Source organism: Haloarcula sp. CBA1122, assembly GCF_009741785.1.
Classification (GTDB): Archaea; Halobacteriota; Halobacteria; order Halobacteriales; family Haloarculaceae; genus Haloarcula; species Haloarcula hispanica.
This window is the reverse complement of record NZ_WPCB01000023.1, coordinates 1-16,266: the sequence shown is the minus strand read 5'-3', so window position 1 is coordinate 16,266 and position 16,266 is coordinate 1. Positions and strand designations below refer to the sequence as shown.

The window sequence follows — 16,266 nt, the reverse complement described above, 5'->3', positions numbered from 1 at the left end:
AACGTTGATACGTTCGAACAGGGGTGTCTTAAAACCGTCGTAACGGTTCACATGGGTACTGCTCACGAGCGTGAGTTCCGGACCGTAATCTGTTTATCACGGTGGATGGAAGGTGCGTGCGATGACCGTAACCATCGTCGGCTCACAGCTCGGCGACGAAGGGAAGGGCGGCATCGTCGACCTGTACGGCGACGACGTGGACGTCGTCGCGCGCTATCAGGGCGGCGACAACGCCGGCCACACCGTCGTCCACGAGGGCGAGGAGTACAAGCTCTCGCTGGTTCCGAGCGGAGCCATCCGCGGCAAGGTCGGCGTCCTCGGCAACGGGTGCGTCGTCAATCCGCGAACGCTGTTCGACGAGATAGACACGCTCCAGGAACGCGGCCTCGACCCGGACGTTCGAATCGCCGAACGAGCACACGTCATTCTCCCGTTCCACCGCGTGCTCGACGGTATCGAGGAGGAACTAAAAAGCGAAACGGATGACGAAGTCGGGACAACGGGCCGCGGTATCGGCCCGACCTACGAGGACAAGGCCGGCCGGCGCGGCGTTCGCGTCGGCGACCTGCTTGACCCGGACGTGCTCCGGGAGCGCCTCGAATACGTTGTCCCGCAGAAGCGGGCCGTCGTCGAGGACGTGTACGACCTCGATGTCGACGAGCTTGACGATCCGGACGCCTTCGACGTGGACGCCATCTTCGAGGAGTTCCGCGAGTTCGGCCGTCGCTTCGAGGCCGAGGACATGACCGTCAACGCTGGGGCCTTCCTCAGCGCGACCATCGACGAGGGCCAGAACGTCATGCTGGAGGGCGCACAGGGGACCATCATAGACATCGACCACGGGAACTACCCCTACGTCACGTCATCGAACCCGACGGCCGGCGGCGCGGCGACCGGGACCGGACTCAGTCCCGGTGTCGTCGGCGACGGCGAAGTCATCGGGATCGTGAAGGCATACCTCACCCGTGTCGGAAGTGGCCCGCTGCCGACCGAACTCGGCGGCGTCGTCGGCGACACACCCGGCTACGACGAGCAAGGCGAAGGCGAGAACGAGGAGCTGGCGAACTACATCCGCGAGGAAGGCGGCGAGTACGGGACCGTTACCGGCCGCCCGCGACGTGTCGGTTGGCTCGACCTGCCGATGTTGCGCCACTCCACGCGCGTATCCGGCTTCACCGGCATCGCCATCAACCACCTCGACGTGCTCGCCGGCCTCGACGAAGTGAAAGTCGGTCACACGTACACGCTCGACGGCGAGGAACTGGCGTCGATGCCCGCGACGACCGAGCAGTGGAAGCGCTGTGAAGCCAACTTCAAGTCCTTCGACGGCTGGCCCGAGGTCGACTGGGCGGACGCCGCCGAGGAGGGGTACGACGCACTCCCCGAGAACGCGAAGGCCTACGTCGAATACATCGAATCCGAACTCGACACGCCGGCCTACGCCATCGGCGTCGGCCCCGGTCGCGGCGAAACCATCGTTCGCGAACAGCCGTTTTAACTGGCCTTCCTGTCGGGTTCGACGTTTGAACGCTCACTTGCGTTTGCCCAGCGACGTGGTAGCACTCACTGGGAGAGCGGCAGACTTTTGCGACCGCCGGTCTTGGCTGGACGTATGAAAGAGGACCTGATGGAAATCATTTGCTGCCCTCTGGACAAGCACGACCTCGACCTCGAAGTGACGGAGCGCGACGACGGCGAAATCCTGTCGGGCAAACTCGTCTGCACCGAGTGCGGCGAGACGTTCCCCATCGAGGACGGCATTCCGAACCTGCTCCCGCCGGACATGCGCGACGAAGCACCGGCCTGAACCTTTTTTTCCTCGCCCCGCGGAGTCACGTCCGTGCCTGACTCCCTGCCCGTGCACCTCAACCGGACGGACATCCACAGTCTGGAGGTTCCAAACGAGTTCGACGCGACAGGGAGTTTCGACGTACGATTAGTCAATCACGGCGAGGCCCTGCACGTCCATCTCCACCTCGACGACTCGCTTTCCTCCGTCGCATCGCTCGACGCCACGAACCACCACGTACGGGCCGAAACCGACCGACTGGTCAGGATAACTGTCGACGGTGACGGCCCGGTCCGCGGCAAGCTAAAGGTCGTGACGGGGTACGGCGCCGAGACCCGGTACATCGACATCTACATCCCGGAAGGCGGGACCAAGAACGAACCGGTCATCGTCGACGACGAGCTGTCGAAGCCACAGCCGAAATCGGCGACGGAATCGGAACCCGGGCTCGAAGACCTGTCCGCGGGACCGATACTGGCGGCTGGCGGTTTCACGGTCCTGATTGCGGGTCTCATCACGCTGGTACTCACCGAGAGCCTGCTGTTGACCGCTGTCGCAGTCCTCGCAGTCACAATCCTGTTGGGACTCCTGTCCGTCGCCGTTCGCTCGTCCTGACAGGGCTTACTGTTCCGTCTCGACGCCGCCGAGGTTCCCCTCATCGTCGAACAGCTTCGCGCGCAGGAACCGCGCCCGGTACCGGTTGGCTCCCTCGTAGATGTCCGCCTCGCGGATGTCCTCGGCCTCGCCGTCGGCGACGGCATCGATGATGGCCTCGACCTGCTCTTTTTCGCTGGGCGTGAGTTCGAACTCGTAGGTCTGGCTCGTCTCGCCTTCGAGTTTCGTCCACTGGCGTGCGCCGGCGATGACGAGCGAACAGGGTTCGCGGCAGGGGAACTCACCCGACCCGCCGTCGACGCCGAGGTCCGTCTCCTCGTCGTACTGCCACTCCCGGCGCTTGAGACACTGGGAGTCGTCACAGCAGGCCTCGGCTACCCAGTTGACGTGTTCGTAGCCGTCGCCGCGATCCCAGGTCTTGACGACGCCGTAGATTCCCGTCTGGCGGTCGACGGTGTCCCGCCAGTGGTTCACGTCGAGTTCGCCCTCCCGCTCGCGGTGCCAGTTCGCAATGGTCGCCGGGTAGAACGCGTCGACAGTCGTGACGAACTCGCCCGCCGAGAGGGCCGGGAACGCCCAGCCCGTCTGGAGCGACGGCGCGGTCTTGAGCGGACGGTAGCCGCCGTCGTCGTCGTGTTTCGCTATCTCGCGTGCATCGAGCGGGTCGTCATGCGTGTCGAGTGCGCTCGTCCCGACGTCGGCGTCGGCGCGGTGGCGAACACTGTAGGCCCGTTCCCCGTCGGAGAGCGTGACGGTCAGATGGAGTTCGCCCCAGGTCGCGGACACCCCGTCGGCGAGCGCGTCGTAGCGCTCGGCCACGTCCCGTTGCTCTGCCCCTTCGAGCCAGCGGAGGAACGCCCAGCGGTCCGCCTTCTGGGGCGCTGTGGCGTGCCAGAAATACCAGTTTCGGACGTACGGTGACTCCGCCGCCACCGTCCGGAGCGTCTCCTCGTCGATACCACTGTGGTCCACGTCCGGCGTCTGGAACGTGTACCCGTCGCTCTCGTGGGCCACATGGAGGTCGTCGAAGGCGATGCCATCGGGGGCAGTTGCCACCAGCGCGTCCACGTACTCGCCGTCCATACGGGAAAACGGAACTCAGTCGGCAAAAGTCGGCTGGTTCGGCCAGCCAGCAGTGTCAGTCGGTCTGTGTTCCGGTACAAAGCGGCAGGCGCTGAGCGGTCAGTCGCCGGTCGCGGGCTTCGCGCCGCCGGTCTCCTCGCGCACCTGTTCGATTGCGCTGCTCACGTCGGCCCCCGCGTCAGCGGCCCGTTCGAGCACCACGTCAGCCATCAGCGGCTCCGTCCCGACCGCGCCGGCGTACCAGATATCGTGGCCCTCGACAGTGGTCGGCACGTCGTAGCCCGTCCGGTAGTCGTCGGTCAGGCCCATGTCCTCGGGGATATCCTCCTGGGTGTGGAAGCCGTCGGCGATGAACAGCGGCACGACGACAATGTCGTCGCTCTCGAAGTAGTCCGCGACATCATCGACCTCGGGGTCCTCGTCCATGAACAGCGACTGCACCTCATCAAAGCGGTCCCGCTCGCGGATGCGGTCAGCGTGGTACTGGATGGCCTTCGCGGAGTTCTCGTTGCGCTCCGTGCCGTGGCCGACGACTGCGAGTCCGAACCCGTCGCCGACGTCGGGGTCACCGGTGACGGACTCGGCCCGCTGGACGATGACGTCGCTCATCGAGTCGTGTGTCCCGACCGGGCCGCAGTAGTGGACCGTCTGGTCCGTGTCCTCGGCGGCCAGCGTCGCGTTGGTCGCGCTCGTCCCGTCGGAGTCCCACAGCTCGGGGTCCCAGTCCTCCAGGCGGAACTCTCGGGGGATGACTTGCTCGGTGAAGTAGCCCTCCGAGATGAACAGCGGAACCAGATACACCTCGTCGGCGCCGACGGTCCGCAGCGCCTCCCGGAACGACGGTTCCTCCTTCCAAAAGGATTCACGGACCTCGCTAAACGCGCCGGTCGCCCGAATCGTGTCCGCGTGGTCGTAGGTGGGCGTACTCGACTCGGCGTTCAGGTGAGAGCCGTGGGCCGCGATAACGAGCGCTTCGTCCATATCCACCGGTTGGTGCGAGCCGTCCTTAGGGCCTTCGTTGGCCTGCCCGGATAGCCGGCAGGCTGTTCAACGTTGAGCGCCGAAAGTGTGTACTTGCCGACCGATTCCACTCGGTCACAGCCCGAACAGGAGGACGTAGAACAACACCCCAGCGGCTGCCAGCAGTGCGGCGTGTCCCAGCGCGCCAGCAGCGACGACGATGCCACCGATGACTCGTTCCGCCGGTTCCAGGGGCTGTCCGAACACTTGCCGTTCGCGTTGTGCAATAGCCATTGTCCTTCCCTCATGTAGAGAGACGGCTTCCTGTGGCACAATCCCCTATGACTGTTCTCAGTCGCTGGGAGTGGTCCCGAAGTTCTGCGGGTCCAGCGCGCCCGTTTACCGTTCATCACAGGACGGCGAGGCCCCTCGGTAGCGAGCGGCCCCGTGGAACCGCGTTCGCTCGCGCCTGATAGAACGACTTTTGCCCACGCCGCCCGTGGCCGACGCCAATGTCACTCGCAGCCGCGACCAGGGATGCCGTCCGCGAGCGGCCGTTTCTCTACGACGCACTCCGGGCGGGCATCGTCAACTACACGGCCGCCGCTCGCACGCTCGACATCGACGGCGAGGAGGAAGCCGTCGCGACTGCGCTCCGTCGGTTCGCCGAGGAACTGCCCACCGACCCGCCACACGACAGCGACGCCAGGGTCTCGATGCAGAGCGGGCTTGGCCGGGTCGAGTCCCCCGGTGCTGAGTCGACCGCCGTCCTCACAGTCGGCGACGCCGCCTTCGCCGAGGGCGCCGGGTCGCTGACTGGCATCGTCGCCACCGGTGACCTCTCGGCGGCGGCGCTGGCCGAGGTGCTGGGACGCCTGCGAGCGACCGATGTCTCGGTCGAGGCCGCCGGCGTCACCGACGACGTGCTCGTCGTGGTAGTGAGTCGCCGCGCGGGACCGGACGCGGTCCGGGTGGTCGAAGCGACTGTACAGGGGTGAGCCGCCTTCCGACGGCTTAAAGCGGGCGGCCCCAGTGTTCCCCGGTAATGACGCTTCGCGTGACGAACACGTTGACCGGTGAGAAAGAGCCCTTCGAGCCGCGCGACCCCGACTCCGTGCTGTTGTACTACTGTGGGCTGACGACCTCCGACCCACCCCACCTCGGGCACGCGCGCGGCTGGGTCCACGTCGACGTGATGGCCCGCTGGCTCGACCACCTGGGCTATGACGTCCACCACGTCGAGAACTTCACCGACGTCAACGAGAAGATCATCGCCCGCGTCGGCGAGGACGGCGACAGCGAGGAGAGCGTGGCCCGCCACTACGTCGGGCAGGTCATCGACGACATGCGCTCGCTCAACCTCGGCCGCGCGGAGGTGTACCCCCGCGTCTCCGAACACGTCCCGGAGATTATCGACCTCGTTGAGCGACTCATCGAGCAGGGCCACGCCTACGAAGCCAACGGCTCTGTCTACTTCGACGTGACCAGCTTCGAGGACTACGGCAAGCTCTCGAACCAGTCCGTCGACGACATCGAGTCCCAGGGCGAAGACACCGAAGGGGAGAAACGCCACCCGGCCGACTTCGCGCTCTGGAAGGCCGGCGGCGTCGACCCGGAGGACATCGCCGAACATCAGCACCCCGAGGCCGCACCCGCCGAAGAGGCCTGCCAGACAGCACAAACCTGGGACTCCCCATGGGGCGAGGGGCGACCCGGCTGGCACATCGAGTGCTCGGCGATGTCCATGACCCACCTCGACGAGTCTATCGACATCCACGTCGGCGGGCAGGATCTCGTCTTCCCCCACCACGAGAACGAGGTGGCCCAGAGCGAGGCCGCGACCGGAAAGCAGTTCGCGAAGTACTGGCTCCACGTCCGCCTGCTTGAAACCGAGGAGGAGAAGATGTCCTCCTCGCTTGGCAACTACTTCACCGTCGCCGATGCCGTCGAGGAGTTCGGCTCCGACGTGCTTCGGACCTTCCTGCTGTCGACGGCCTACACCTCGCGGGCGACCTACAGCGACGAGACCATCTCGGAGGCTGAAGAGCGCTGGGACCGCCTCTCTCGCGGCTACGAGCGAGCGGCCGAGGCCTGCGACGGCGTGGACGCCTACGCGAAGGTAACCGACGAGACGCTTCGTGACGCTGTCGCAGACGCCCGCTCGGCGTTCGAGGCCGCGATGAACGACGACTTCAACACGCGGGAGGCGATGACCGCGCTGCTCGACCTGACGGCCGCAGTGAACTCCCACCTGGATGCCCACGAGCAACGGGACTACCAGGGGCTCCGCCGCGCTGTCGAAACGTTCGAGGAACTCGGCGGCGGCATCCTCGGGCTGGCGTTCGGCGACGACGACAGCGGCGACGTGTCGCTTGCCGGCGACGTGGTCGATCTGGTTCTGGACATCCGCGAGCAGGAGCGAGAGGCCGGTAACTACGAACGCGCCGACGAACTCCGGGACGAACTGGAAGCGCTCGGCGTCGAGGTGCAGGACACCGACGACGGGCCGACCTACCGGCTCTGAAAGGGGACGACAGACCGGTTCTAGGACGTTTATCGACGGTGTTTTGTACCTTAGTTAACAGCTTGGGCGGCCAAGTACTTTATATACTGGACACAGTGTAGGAACAACAATGCGAAAGGGCATCCTCACGCTTCTCGTCGGGTTACTCGTCGTCTCGTCGGGCTGTGTCGGCCTGATAACCGGGGAGACGGTCGAGTTCGACTCCGCACCGGCGTCAGTCGGCGACAGTGCGCTCGAAGAGACCGGCTACGAGCAGTCGATGGCTGACGAACAGACCATCGAGCGGACGGTCACCGTCGCCGGGCAGGAGCGAACCATCCGCGTCACGAACCACGTCCGACAGTACGACCGTGGCATCGACCTCGGACCGCTCGGTGAGGTCAACGCCGGCCGGTTCATTGTCTTCTCGACGCCCAGCGCCAGCGTCGCGGGGAAGTCGCTGAACCCGGCCGCCAGCTGGTCCAACGAACGCCTCGTCGAGGAAGTCGCCAGCCGGAACGACCAGATAAACGATGTCCAGTTCGAACGCAACCGCTCGGTGGAGGCACTGGGCGAGTCCCGTGAGGTGGCCGTGTTCTCCGGAACGACGAGCATCGAGGGTCAGGAAGTCGACGTCCTGATCCACCTCACGAGCTTCGAGCACGAGGGCGACGTGGTCGTCGCCGTCGCCGTCTACCCGGAACGGATCGACGACCGCGAAGGGCCACGCGTCGATACGCTGCTCGGCGGCCTCTCGCACTCGGGCAACTGACTTCGGGGACACTGTTTTCTTTCGGGCCAGTGATGACGGAGGCATGAATCGGCTGTTTGTCGCCGGTGCGGTGCTCACGCTCGTCGGCATCGCCGGCTACGTCGTCGGGACGAGCGTCGCCTACCCTGGCCGGTCTGCGTCAGTGACGGCGGTCATGGTCGGCCTGACGGTGGCGGCCGTCGGCCACGCCACGCCGACGGAGGACACACCGTGATCTCCGCAGTGGTGTACGCCGACGGACAGGCGATGGAGTACGAGGACCTGGCGGCAGCCCGAACGGCCGTCGGGACGACGTGGGTTCACGTCACCGACGCGACACCCGAAGAAATCGACGCCGTCAGTTCCGCCTTCGATCTCCACTCGCTGGCTATCGAGGACATCAAGACCGACGTCCGGGCGAACGTCCAGGAGTTCAACGCCTACACGTTCGCGCTCGTCAAGTCCGCGTCGCTCACGCCCGGCGATACGACGTTCGACAAGGAGGTGACAACGACGCCGCTTGGCCTGTTCATCGGCCCCGACTGGGTCGTCACGCTGTCGACGGGAGCCGTCCCGTCCATCCAGCGCGTGATGGACGCCGTCGCCGCGGGGACGAGCGACTCCTCCACCGCGGCCCGGATTTCACGGCCTACCGGGTCATCGACGTCATCGTCGACGCGTACTTCGACCTGCTGGACGAGATCGAGACCGATATCGAACAGATCGAGGAGGAAGTGACCATCTCCACCGATATCGAGACGCTGGAACGGATCAACGACGTTCGGCGCGACCTGCTGTCCTTCCGCAAACAGGTCTGGCCGGCGCGGGAGGCGATCGGCGTGCTCGCCCGCGGCGACCCCAAACAAATCCAGCCACAGACGGAGAAGTATTTCCGGGACGTGTACGACCACCTGGTCCAGATAGTGGACCTGACCGAGACGTACCGCGACTTGGTGGCGGGGGCGCGGGATATCTACCTGAACACGGTGTCCCAGTCGACCAACGAGGTAATGAAGATGCTCACCGTCGTCGCGACCATCTTCATTCCGCTGACCTTCGTGGTCGGCATCTACGGGATGAACTTCGCCGATAGCCCGTACAACATGCCGGAACTGGGCTGGGCGTTCGGCTACCCCGCGGTGATGATCGGGATGGTGATCGTCGTCGCCGTCTTGCTCGCCCATTTCCGCCAGCGGGGCTACCTATAACGCCAGCGGGACGAGCAACACCCCCATCAGGGTCGCCCGCCGAGCCCCGAACTTCGGGGGCAAGTGGCCGACTGCGGTCGCGGCCCCGAACGCACCCACGCCGACCAGCCCCGCGAAGAGCGCGGAGAGACAGATCAGGACCGCAATCACGGACAGCGAGAGGTATGTCGGGTCCAGTCGACCGACAATCCGGAGGTAGCGGTCGCCCAGCGTCGGGACGAGTATCGCGCCGGCGACGGCAGCGATGGCGACCGCGGCGAGCAGTGCCGGGAGCACCAACGGGACTTCGGCCCGATCGAGCGCGACGAGAACGCCGGTTCGGGGCGTTCCCAACGAGATGAGCGCGAACAGCGCAAAGACAGCCGTCGCCGTGTTGACGCCGCTCGTCGTGACGATGAACGCTCGCGGCCCCTGGTCGGAGACCAGGCCCAGCGCCAGCGTCGCTGCGATAGCGCTGGAGACGCCCGGAATGTAGCCGACAGCGCCACCACAGAGCGTCCCGATACCGGCGAGAACGCCGACCGTTCGTCGCGGCGTCGTCACCGTCGCGTCGGCCTGTGGCGGGACGCCGTCCCCCTCGATAGCGGCCAGGAGCACCGGCGCGCCGAACAGTCCCGAAAACAGCGGGACCAGCACGTCCGACACAGGCAACGCTCCGGTTACCGGCGCATCGAGCAGGCCGATTCCGAGCAGACCGCTGGCGGCCAGGGAACACGCCGCGCCGACCTGCTGGTGGCGGCCGTGCTCCGTGACCACGAGCAGGACGGCGACCCCCGCGAGAAGCACCGACAACCACGGCCGGAGCAGCGGATACACGCGCTCCATCAGCAGCGTTAGCGGAACCGCCAGCGGGACAGCAAACACCACAGCTAGTCCACTCCCCAGCGCTGACAGGCGAAGCGCCTCCCGGCCGCGGCCCTCGATGACCAACTGGTGGCTCGGCAGTGCGCTGGCTGCCATCGCCGGGTCCGGCACGCCAAGCGCCAGCGCCGGAATTACGTCGAGGAAGGTGTGTGTCACGCCGGCCGAAAGCATCGCGACGCCGACGTACAGCCGCGGGCCGGGCAGGCTGCTCGCCGCGGCGGCGAGCAAGAGCGCGAACGTGTTGGCGTGCAGCCCCGGGATGAGGCCGCTGAGCGTTCCCAGCCCGACTCCCGTTCCGACCGCAGCGAGTAATGCGAGCGTCGCTGCCGGGTCGGCGGCGGGAGCCATGGACTGCATACCGGGGCGTGGCCCCGTTCCCGTACTTGAACCTCCGTGCCGGCCGCGTGCCCACTCACTCCGCCGAACTGTCGTACATGTCGTCGAAGGCCTGTTCGCCACGGATGAGCTCGTCGACGCCGTCGGTGAGCGTCACCTCGCCGAAGACAGTCGCACTGTAGTATGTGTAGAGTCCATCTTGGCCGCGGTCCGTCCGCTGGCGCTTCTCGACGAGGCCGGCGTCGACGAGCGTGTTGAGGTGATAGTGGAGCGTACTGTCATCGACAGTTAACATGTCATCCAGTTCCGTCGGACTCATCTCCCCACCGTGGACGAGGCGGTAGAGGATTTCGTACCGAATCCGGTTGCCGACCGCAGCGTGCATATCAAGGTACTCCTCAAGACTGAGAACGCTGTCGTCGGGCAGCAGGTCGGCCGGGTCCTCCGGCGGCTCCCCGTCCACCGCTCGCGAATGGTCCGTCGACATCTCAATTGTGTGTACGGACGGCTCATATTTAGCTGTTCTCAAGCCAATGAATACTGAAAATACCTACTTTTATAATATAGTGGCAGATTGGTGTCACTATGGCGACGGAAATAACACGGGAGCGGATTATGGACCAGGTCGGGGATGTTCGGTACGACCGGTTCCTGTTCTATCTGATGGGGCCCTACAAGTCGTTCAATCTCACTACGTTCTTAGCGAGTCCGAGCGAGCCGATATCGATATCGGCGACCTGCCTGGCCCACTCCGGCGACTGTTTCAGAACAAAGCTGAAATCGATGAGGCGAAAGCACTGTTGCGGCGGGTACAGGGGGCGCTCCGGGCCGACCCGGGCTTCAACGCTTTTCTGGCGCTTGATGTCGACATTGACACTGACGACGTGGACGCGGCGACACAGAGTATCGAGTTTGCGCGATGCAGCAATGCCACCGCGTTCGTGTTGCCGTTTCTCGGACACAACTTCGGCGTTGGTGAGGAGGCCGGCAGTATCCTCGAACGGCTCGCGGACACGCACGGTGATCGGATGGTGTTCATCCATGAGGACGACGTGACGAGTGCGATGATTCGGTCGGCGTCGGTGCGCTGGGACTTGCGAATCGAAACGTACGAAACCGAATCAGAACTCGTCGACACGTTGCGTCGGTTCGCCGGTGGTGTCATGCATCGGGAGCGTCGGGGTGACCTCAACCGCCTCGACTGACCGAGCTGGGGACGGTGATACTCACCTCTCCACGGCGTGGTGCGGCCCGACCGGCCCGTGTTCGGGGCAGGTCCCGGCGATAGGTGTGGCGTTGAGACAGCAGTGCCGGCTGTCGGTCGCGACTAGCCCCGTCGAGAGTTCGCTCCCGCAGAGACGACAGCGGAGGGTCGACTCACTCACACCTACGCTACTGTCACTACCCTCCTGAACCTGGCGAGCTTTTTGGTGTGCCGGCCATTCGTACCCACATGAGCAACGAGTCCCGAAAGTCGGCCGGGTTCAAGGACCGAACGCCGGTGACGGCGGCCAGGGAGACGCTGCTTGACGCAGTGTCCCCACACGAGCGGACGGAGCGCGTCCCGCTGCGCGACGCCGACGAGCGCGTCGTCGCGAGGGAAATCACTGCCGAGCGCGCGGTGCCACACTACCGCCGCGCGGCGATGGACGGCTTCGCCGTCAGGGCCGAGGACACGTTCGGCGCGAGCCAGCGGTCGCCCGCATCGCTCCGGGTCGATGAGGCGGTGACAACGGGAACAGCGGCTCGCGTCCACACGGGGAGCGAACTCCCCGAGGGTGCCGACGCCGTCGTGATGGTCGAGGAGACCGAGGTGACCGGCGACAGCGTCACGGTGTTCGATGCGGTCGCGGGCGGCGAGAACGTCGCGCCGGTCGGCGAGGACGTGGCGGAAGGGCAGACCCTCTACGAGGCAGGCCACAGGCTCCGTCCGTCGGACCTCGGCCTGCTGAAATCCGTCGGTACCGACACCATCGAGGTGTACGAGCAGCCAACCGTCAGCGTGATTCCGACCGGGGAGGAACTGGTGCAGGACGACCCCGCGCCGGGCGAGGTCATCGAGACGAACGGCCAGACCGTCACCCAGTACGTCGAACGCTGGGGCGGCACAGCGACTTACCGCGATATCGTCACCGACGACGTGGACGCGCTCCGGGCGGCCATCAGCGACGACCTCGACCACGACATCGTGGTGACGACCGGCGGGTCCTCCGTCGGCGAGCGGGACCTGCTCCCGGAGGTCGTCGATGGAATCGGCGAGGTGCTGGTCCACGGCGTCGCGCTGAAGCCGGGCCATCCAGTCGCGCTGGGCGTGGTCGAGGAGACGCCGATTCTGATGCTCCCGGGCTATCCGGTCGCCTGTATCGTCAACGCCGTCCAGTTCCTCCGGCCGGCGCTCCGACAGGCCGGCCACCTCCCGTCGACAGCGCCGCCGACCACCGAGGCCGAGCTGACACGAAAGATAGCCAGTGAACCGGGGACCCGAACCTACGCCCGGGTGGAACTGCACGACGAGGGCGTGGACGAGCAAACGACCGCGACGCCGACGCGGGCCAGCGGCTCGGGCGTCCTCTCAAGCGTTGCGCTCGCCGACGGCTGGGTCGTCGTGCCGGAGTCCGTCGAGGGGTACGACGCCGGCGACACCGTGACTGTCGAAGACTGGGAGTGGTCCCAATGAGCGACCGCCGAGAGTTCCGCGACCTGGCGTCGCCCGAGGAGGCTCACGAGGTCGTCGCGGGCCTCGACATCGACCCTGCCCCGGAGACGGTCCCGCTCGCTGACGCTCGCGACCGCGTCCTCGCCGAGCGGGTCGACGCCGACATCGACGTGCCGGGGTTCGACCGCGCGAGCATGGACGCTACGCCGTACACGCCAGGGACACCTTCGGCGCTGACGAGGCCGACCCGGTGACGCTTTCAGTCGCCGGCGAAGTTCACGCGGGCGAGGAGCCCGACGTGACGGTCGAGTCGGGGTCGGTCGCCGAGATCTCCACTGGCGCGGTGATGCCGCCCGGCGCGGATGCCGTCGTGATGGTCGAGCGAACGACCGAGACAGCCGACGGCGTCGAGATACGCACATCCGTCGCGCCCGGTGACAACGTGATGCTTGCCGGCGCGGACATCGCGGCCGGGGCACGCGCCCTCGGACCTGGAACGCGCATCACGCCGCGGGAAATCGGACTCCTGTCGGCGCTAGGCCTCGACGAGGTCCCGGTGCGTGGTCGTCCCAAGGTCGGCATCCTCTCGACCGGTGACGAGCTCGTCCGGCCCGGGGATCCCCTCGACAGCGCCGCCGGCCAGATATACGACGTGAACAGCTACACGCTCGCCGGCGCTGTCTCGGAGGCCGGCGGCGATCCGGTGATGTACCCCCACGCCGGCGACGACTACGCGGAGATGGAGCGGTTGCTCCACGAGGCGGCCGACGAGTGCGACCTCGTTCTCTCGTCGGGGTCGACCAGCGCGAGTGCCGTGGACGTCATCTACCGCGTGATCGAGGAACGCGGCGAACTCAGGCTCCACGGCGTCGCCGTCAAGCCCGGCAAGCCGATGCTCGTCGGCACTATCGGCGACTCGGCGTACGTCGGCTTGCCCGGGTACCCGGTGTCGGCGCTGACCATCTTCCAGACGTTCGTCGCGCCGGCGGTCCGGGACGCTGCCGGGCGGGACCCGCCACAGACGGCGACAGTCTCGGGCACGATGGCGGTCCAGGAACGCTACGGCGAGGGACGCAGACGCCTCATGCCGGCCGGGCTGGTCGAGGACGAGACAGGGTCCATGCTGGTCTATCCCGTCGACAAGGGCAGCGGTGCGACGACGAGCCTCGTCGACGCCGACGGCTTCGTGGACGTGCCGCCGGGGACAGACTACCTTGCTGAGGGGGAGGCAGTCGACGTGACGCTGTTCTCCCCGGCGGTCAGACCGCCGACGCTTCTCGGCATGGGCGAGGACGACCCCCTCCTCTCGCGCTTGCTTGACACCGTTTCCCGCCCGCGGTATCTCCCGCTCGGCTCCACCGAGGGGCTCCGCCGCCTCGACAACGGCGTGCCCGATATTGCCGTCGTCGCGGGTCCGACCAGCAGCGACCACGAAGCGACCGACATCGGGGGATGGCAGCGTGAGTGGGGACTGGTCGTCAGTCCTGATACCGATGTGTCCGACCTGGGCGACCTCGTCGACGGCGACTACCGCTTCGTCAACCGCGACAGCGCTTCTGGACTGCGGCGGAGCTTCGACGACGCGGTCGACGCACTTGGCGAGGAACGGGGTGTCGGCCGCGCCGAACTCATCGATGCTATCGACGGCTACGAACTCACGACGAAGGCACACGAAAGCCCCGCTCGGAAGGTGCTTGCAAGCGACGCGGACGCGGGCCTCGGCCTCCGTGCTACGGCGGCGAAACTCGACCTCGGATTCGTCTCGCTGGGAACGGAATCGGTTCGGGTGCTCGTGAACCCGGACCGACGGGAGAAAGACAGTCTCGGTTCGCTCGCCGAGGTGCTTTCCGACCTCGGCGCACTGACTGACGGGATGGCCGGCATGGAGCCACAGTAGGCGGAGCCGGTCTGAGCACGGGAATCCTGCCGAGAATACGCTACGGTTTTACCACGGACAGACGACGTGACCACGCTTGCAGACGACCCGAACGCTCGACCTGTGGCGACCGACGGCGCTGACGACCTGAAGGGCTAAAGACGAGCGGGGCCGAGTGAGTCACAGCAATGCCCGACACACCGCTTGCCGCCGACCTCAACGCCCCGTTCCGGTTCGAGTACGACCCTGCGACGCTGCGGTACGGCCCCGATGCCGTTCGGTCGCTTGACACGGAGCTAGACGCACAGGGCGACGACCGCGCGCTGGTCGTCTGTGGCGCTACCGTCGGTGAGACGCCGGCTGTGATGGACCCCGTTCGAGAGGGGCTCGGTGACCAGCTGGCTGGCGTCTTCGCGAAAACGACGCCAGCCAAGCGGCTCGGTACCGCTTACGACGGGCTCGAACGCTTCCGCGAGGTCGATGCCGACTGTCTCGTGGCCGTCGGCGGCGGGAGCAGCCTCGACGTGGCGAAAATCATCAGTATCCTCGCGGCAACCGACCGTGATCCGGCCGCTGTCGGTCAGGCGTTCGTCGATTCCGGAACGATAGCCGTCCCCGAAACGGAGCTGCCGCCGATTGTGGCTGTCCCGACGACACTGGCCGGCGCTGACCTCTCTATCGTGGCGGGAGTCACAGCCGTGCCCGATACTTGCCCTGTGGACGAACCGACCAGCGGCGGTGTCGGCGATCCGAAACTGATGCCCGCAGCCGTCTGTTACGACCCCGAACTGATCGCGACGACGCCCCGGTCGGTCCTCGCGGCGTCGGCGATGAACGGCTTCGACAAAGGTATCGAGACGCTGTACGCGGCTAATTCAACCCCGATAACTGACGCCACAGCGTCGCGCGGTCTCGGTCTTCTCACAGACGGACTGCTCGCACTCGGTAACGGTGACGACGACCCGTGGGTGTATCAGTCGCTCACCCGGGGCATCATGCTCGTCCAGTACGGCATCTCGCGGGCCGATGGGACGACGCTCTCGCTGATCCACGCCTTCGGCCACGGACTAACCCGGACCTACGAGGTCCAGCAGGGCGCGGCCCACGCGGTTATCGCTCCACACGCCCTCTCGTACCTGTTCGAGCAGGTCGACGGCCGGCGGTCACTACTCGCCGATGCTCTCGGTGTCGGTGAGGCCTCTGACCCCGCTGCTGCGGTCGTCGACCGGGTCAATGACGTGGTGACGACGCTGGGACTGCCGACACGACTCCGGGATGTTGACGGCCCCGACCGCGAGGCGTTCCCCGAAGTTGCTGACGCCGTCCTCGAAGACGCCTTCATGGCGAACGTCCCGTCAGAACTGGAACCCACACGAAAAGACATCGTCAGCGTGTTAGAGTCGGCCTGGTAGTGCCTTGCTCGGAGACGGGCAAAACAGCATACCGCGCGCTATCGGCGCGCGGTTTCACGTCTCGCGACCAGCGGGAGCGAGACGATCGGTTTTTAGCGGTAGATTTTTGCGAGGAGGTGGTGCCCGCAGCGCGCTCGAAGAGCGCGTGAGGACACCCGACGAAGTAAAAAGGTACTACATGTCGGGCCAGGCCTTGACGGCCACCGACCGCCG

The 16,266-nt window shown here is 66.2% G+C and carries 15 protein-coding genes and 3 pseudogenes; 12 read left to right on the top strand and 6 right to left on the bottom strand.

Annotated features, from left to right (window positions below; translation table 11 throughout):
- Nucleotides 1–121 precede the first annotated feature (121 nt).
- From GJ630_RS10820 to GJ630_RS10810, 3 genes are all read left to right on the top strand, one after another.
- The gene (locus GJ630_RS10820) at nucleotides 122–1,498 is read left to right on the top strand and encodes an adenylosuccinate synthase (protein WP_064287450.1); all 1,377 of its coding nucleotides are present in this window, start codon (nucleotides 122–124) and stop codon (nucleotides 1,496–1,498) included.
- A 114-nt stretch (nucleotides 1,499–1,612) separates the two neighbouring features.
- Nucleotides 1,613–1,807 carry a methytransferase partner Trm112 gene (locus tag GJ630_RS10815; RefSeq protein ID WP_050007441.1) on the top strand — a complete coding sequence of 65 codons (195 nt, stop codon included), beginning with the start codon at nucleotides 1,613–1,615 and terminating at the stop codon, nucleotides 1,805–1,807.
- A 51-nt stretch (nucleotides 1,808–1,858) separates the two neighbouring features.
- Entirely contained in the window at nucleotides 1,859–2,404 is a 546-nt protein-coding gene (locus tag GJ630_RS10810) for a hypothetical protein (protein WP_371727412.1), read from the top strand.
- Between the two features lie 6 nt (nucleotides 2,405–2,410).
- Here GJ630_RS10810 and GJ630_RS10805 read toward each other — a convergent pair whose 3' ends face one another.
- The 3 genes from GJ630_RS10805 to GJ630_RS19580 form a co-directional block, all read right to left on the bottom strand.
- Nucleotides 2,411–3,487 (bottom strand): DR2241 family protein, encoded by a 1,077-nt coding sequence (locus GJ630_RS10805; protein WP_008313318.1) that lies wholly within the window; start codon nucleotides 3,485–3,487, stop codon nucleotides 2,411–2,413.
- A gap of 99 nt (nucleotides 3,488–3,586) precedes the next feature.
- Complete coding sequence (locus GJ630_RS10800; protein WP_191449880.1) at nucleotides 3,587–4,468, bottom strand: CbiX/SirB N-terminal domain-containing protein; 882 nt, start codon at nucleotides 4,466–4,468, stop codon at nucleotides 3,587–3,589.
- Between the two features lie 114 nt (nucleotides 4,469–4,582).
- Nucleotides 4,583–4,741 carry a hypothetical protein gene (locus tag GJ630_RS19580; protein WP_023843316.1) on the bottom strand — a complete coding sequence of 53 codons (159 nt, stop codon included), beginning with the start codon at nucleotides 4,739–4,741 and terminating at the stop codon, nucleotides 4,583–4,585.
- 218 nt (nucleotides 4,742–4,959) lie between these two features.
- Between GJ630_RS19580 and GJ630_RS10795 the strand changes: the two genes are divergently transcribed.
- From GJ630_RS10795 to corA, 5 genes and pseudogenes are all read left to right on the top strand, one after another.
- Entirely contained in the window at nucleotides 4,960–5,445 is a 486-nt protein-coding gene (locus GJ630_RS10795) for a hypothetical protein (RefSeq protein ID WP_191449879.1), read from the top strand.
- A 47-nt stretch (nucleotides 5,446–5,492) separates the two neighbouring features.
- Nucleotides 5,493–6,971: a cysteine--tRNA ligase gene (gene cysS / locus GJ630_RS10790; RefSeq protein ID WP_191449878.1), complete on the top strand. Its 1,479-nt coding sequence runs from the start codon at nucleotides 5,493–5,495 to the stop codon at nucleotides 6,969–6,971.
- A 109-nt stretch (nucleotides 6,972–7,080) separates the two neighbouring features.
- Nucleotides 7,081–7,722, top strand: coding sequence for a DUF6517 family protein (locus GJ630_RS10785; protein WP_064287455.1), 642 nt, complete (start codon nucleotides 7,081–7,083; stop codon nucleotides 7,720–7,722).
- Between the two features lie 43 nt (nucleotides 7,723–7,765).
- Complete coding sequence (locus tag GJ630_RS19575) at nucleotides 7,766–7,936, top strand: hypothetical protein (RefSeq protein ID WP_014040668.1); 171 nt, start codon at nucleotides 7,766–7,768, stop codon at nucleotides 7,934–7,936.
- A pseudogene (gene corA, locus GJ630_RS10780) lies at nucleotides 7,933–8,909 on the top strand (magnesium/cobalt transporter CorA). The gene GJ630_RS19575 and the pseudogene corA overlap by 4 nt, the downstream one beginning before the upstream one ends.
- Here corA and GJ630_RS10775 read toward each other — a convergent pair.
- Both GJ630_RS10775 and GJ630_RS10770 read right to left on the bottom strand, forming a co-directional pair.
- Nucleotides 8,904–10,121 carry a tripartite tricarboxylate transporter permease gene (locus GJ630_RS10775; protein WP_197427645.1) on the bottom strand — a complete coding sequence of 406 codons (1,218 nt, stop codon included), beginning with the start codon at nucleotides 10,119–10,121 and terminating at the stop codon, nucleotides 8,904–8,906. The pseudogene corA and the gene GJ630_RS10775 sit on opposite strands and share 6 nt — an antisense overlap.
- Nucleotides 10,122–10,185: 64 nt before the next feature.
- Nucleotides 10,186–10,596, bottom strand: coding sequence for a transcriptional regulator (locus GJ630_RS10770; protein WP_014040671.1), 411 nt, complete (start codon nucleotides 10,594–10,596; stop codon nucleotides 10,186–10,188).
- Between the two features lie 98 nt (nucleotides 10,597–10,694).
- Between GJ630_RS10770 and GJ630_RS10765 the strand changes: the two are divergent.
- Nucleotides 10,695–11,314, top strand: a pseudogene (locus GJ630_RS10765) (hypothetical protein).
- 21 nt (nucleotides 11,315–11,335) lie between these two features.
- On the opposite strand, the gene GJ630_RS10760 reads toward GJ630_RS10765, so the two are convergent.
- Complete coding sequence (locus tag GJ630_RS10760; protein WP_165353755.1) at nucleotides 11,336–11,494, bottom strand: hypothetical protein; 159 nt, start codon at nucleotides 11,492–11,494, stop codon at nucleotides 11,336–11,338.
- 68 nt (nucleotides 11,495–11,562) lie between these two features.
- Between GJ630_RS10760 and glp the strand changes: the two genes are divergently transcribed.
- From glp to GJ630_RS10745, 3 genes and pseudogenes are all read left to right on the top strand, one after another.
- Entirely contained in the window at nucleotides 11,563–12,786 is a 1,224-nt protein-coding gene (glp, locus tag GJ630_RS10755; protein ID WP_191449876.1) for a gephyrin-like molybdotransferase Glp, read from the top strand.
- Nucleotides 12,783–14,662, top strand: a pseudogene (locus GJ630_RS10750) (molybdopterin biosynthesis protein). The gene glp and the pseudogene GJ630_RS10750 overlap by 4 nt, the downstream one beginning before the upstream one ends.
- Nucleotides 14,663–14,829: 167 nt before the next feature.
- Entirely contained in the window at nucleotides 14,830–16,053 is a 1,224-nt protein-coding gene (locus GJ630_RS10745) for an iron-containing alcohol dehydrogenase family protein (protein ID WP_014040675.1), read from the top strand.
- Nucleotides 16,054–16,266 lie beyond the last annotated feature (213 nt).

Excerpts from the sequence above, each read along its gene's own strand:
- GJ630_RS19575 (WP_014040668.1), top strand. The coding sequence starts at position 7,766 with ATGAATCGGCTGTTTGTCGCCGGTGCGGTGCTCACGCTCGTCGGCATC.
- glp (WP_191449876.1), top strand. The coding sequence starts at position 11,563 with ATGAGCAACGAGTCCCGAAAGTCGGCCGGGTTCAAGGACCGAACGCCG.
- GJ630_RS10805 (WP_008313318.1), bottom strand. The coding sequence starts at position 3,487 with ATGGACGGCGAGTACGTGGACGCGCTGGTGGCAACTGCCCCCGATGGC.
- GJ630_RS19580 (WP_023843316.1), bottom strand. The coding sequence starts at position 4,741 with ATGGCTATTGCACAACGCGAACGGCAAGTGTTCGGACAGCCCCTGGAA.
- GJ630_RS10815 (WP_050007441.1), top strand. The coding sequence starts at position 1,613 with ATGAAAGAGGACCTGATGGAAATCATTTGCTGCCCTCTGGACAAGCAC.
- GJ630_RS10820 (WP_064287450.1), top strand. The coding sequence starts at position 122 with ATGACCGTAACCATCGTCGGCTCACAGCTCGGCGACGAAGGGAAGGGC.
- GJ630_RS10770 (WP_014040671.1), bottom strand. The coding sequence starts at position 10,596 with ATGTCGACGGACCATTCGCGAGCGGTGGACGGGGAGCCGCCGGAGGAC.
- GJ630_RS10800 (WP_191449880.1), bottom strand. The coding sequence starts at position 4,468 with ATGGACGAAGCGCTCGTTATCGCGGCCCACGGCTCTCACCTGAACGCC.
- GJ630_RS10775 (WP_197427645.1), bottom strand. The coding sequence starts at position 10,121 with ATGGCTCCCGCCGCCGACCCGGCAGCGACGCTCGCATTACTCGCTGCG.
- GJ630_RS10785 (WP_064287455.1), top strand. The coding sequence starts at position 7,081 with ATGCGAAAGGGCATCCTCACGCTTCTCGTCGGGTTACTCGTCGTCTCG.
- cysS (WP_191449878.1), top strand. The coding sequence starts at position 5,493 with ATGACGCTTCGCGTGACGAACACGTTGACCGGTGAGAAAGAGCCCTTC.
- GJ630_RS10745 (WP_014040675.1), top strand. The coding sequence starts at position 14,830 with ATGCCCGACACACCGCTTGCCGCCGACCTCAACGCCCCGTTCCGGTTC.
- GJ630_RS10795 (WP_191449879.1), top strand. The coding sequence starts at position 4,960 with ATGTCACTCGCAGCCGCGACCAGGGATGCCGTCCGCGAGCGGCCGTTT.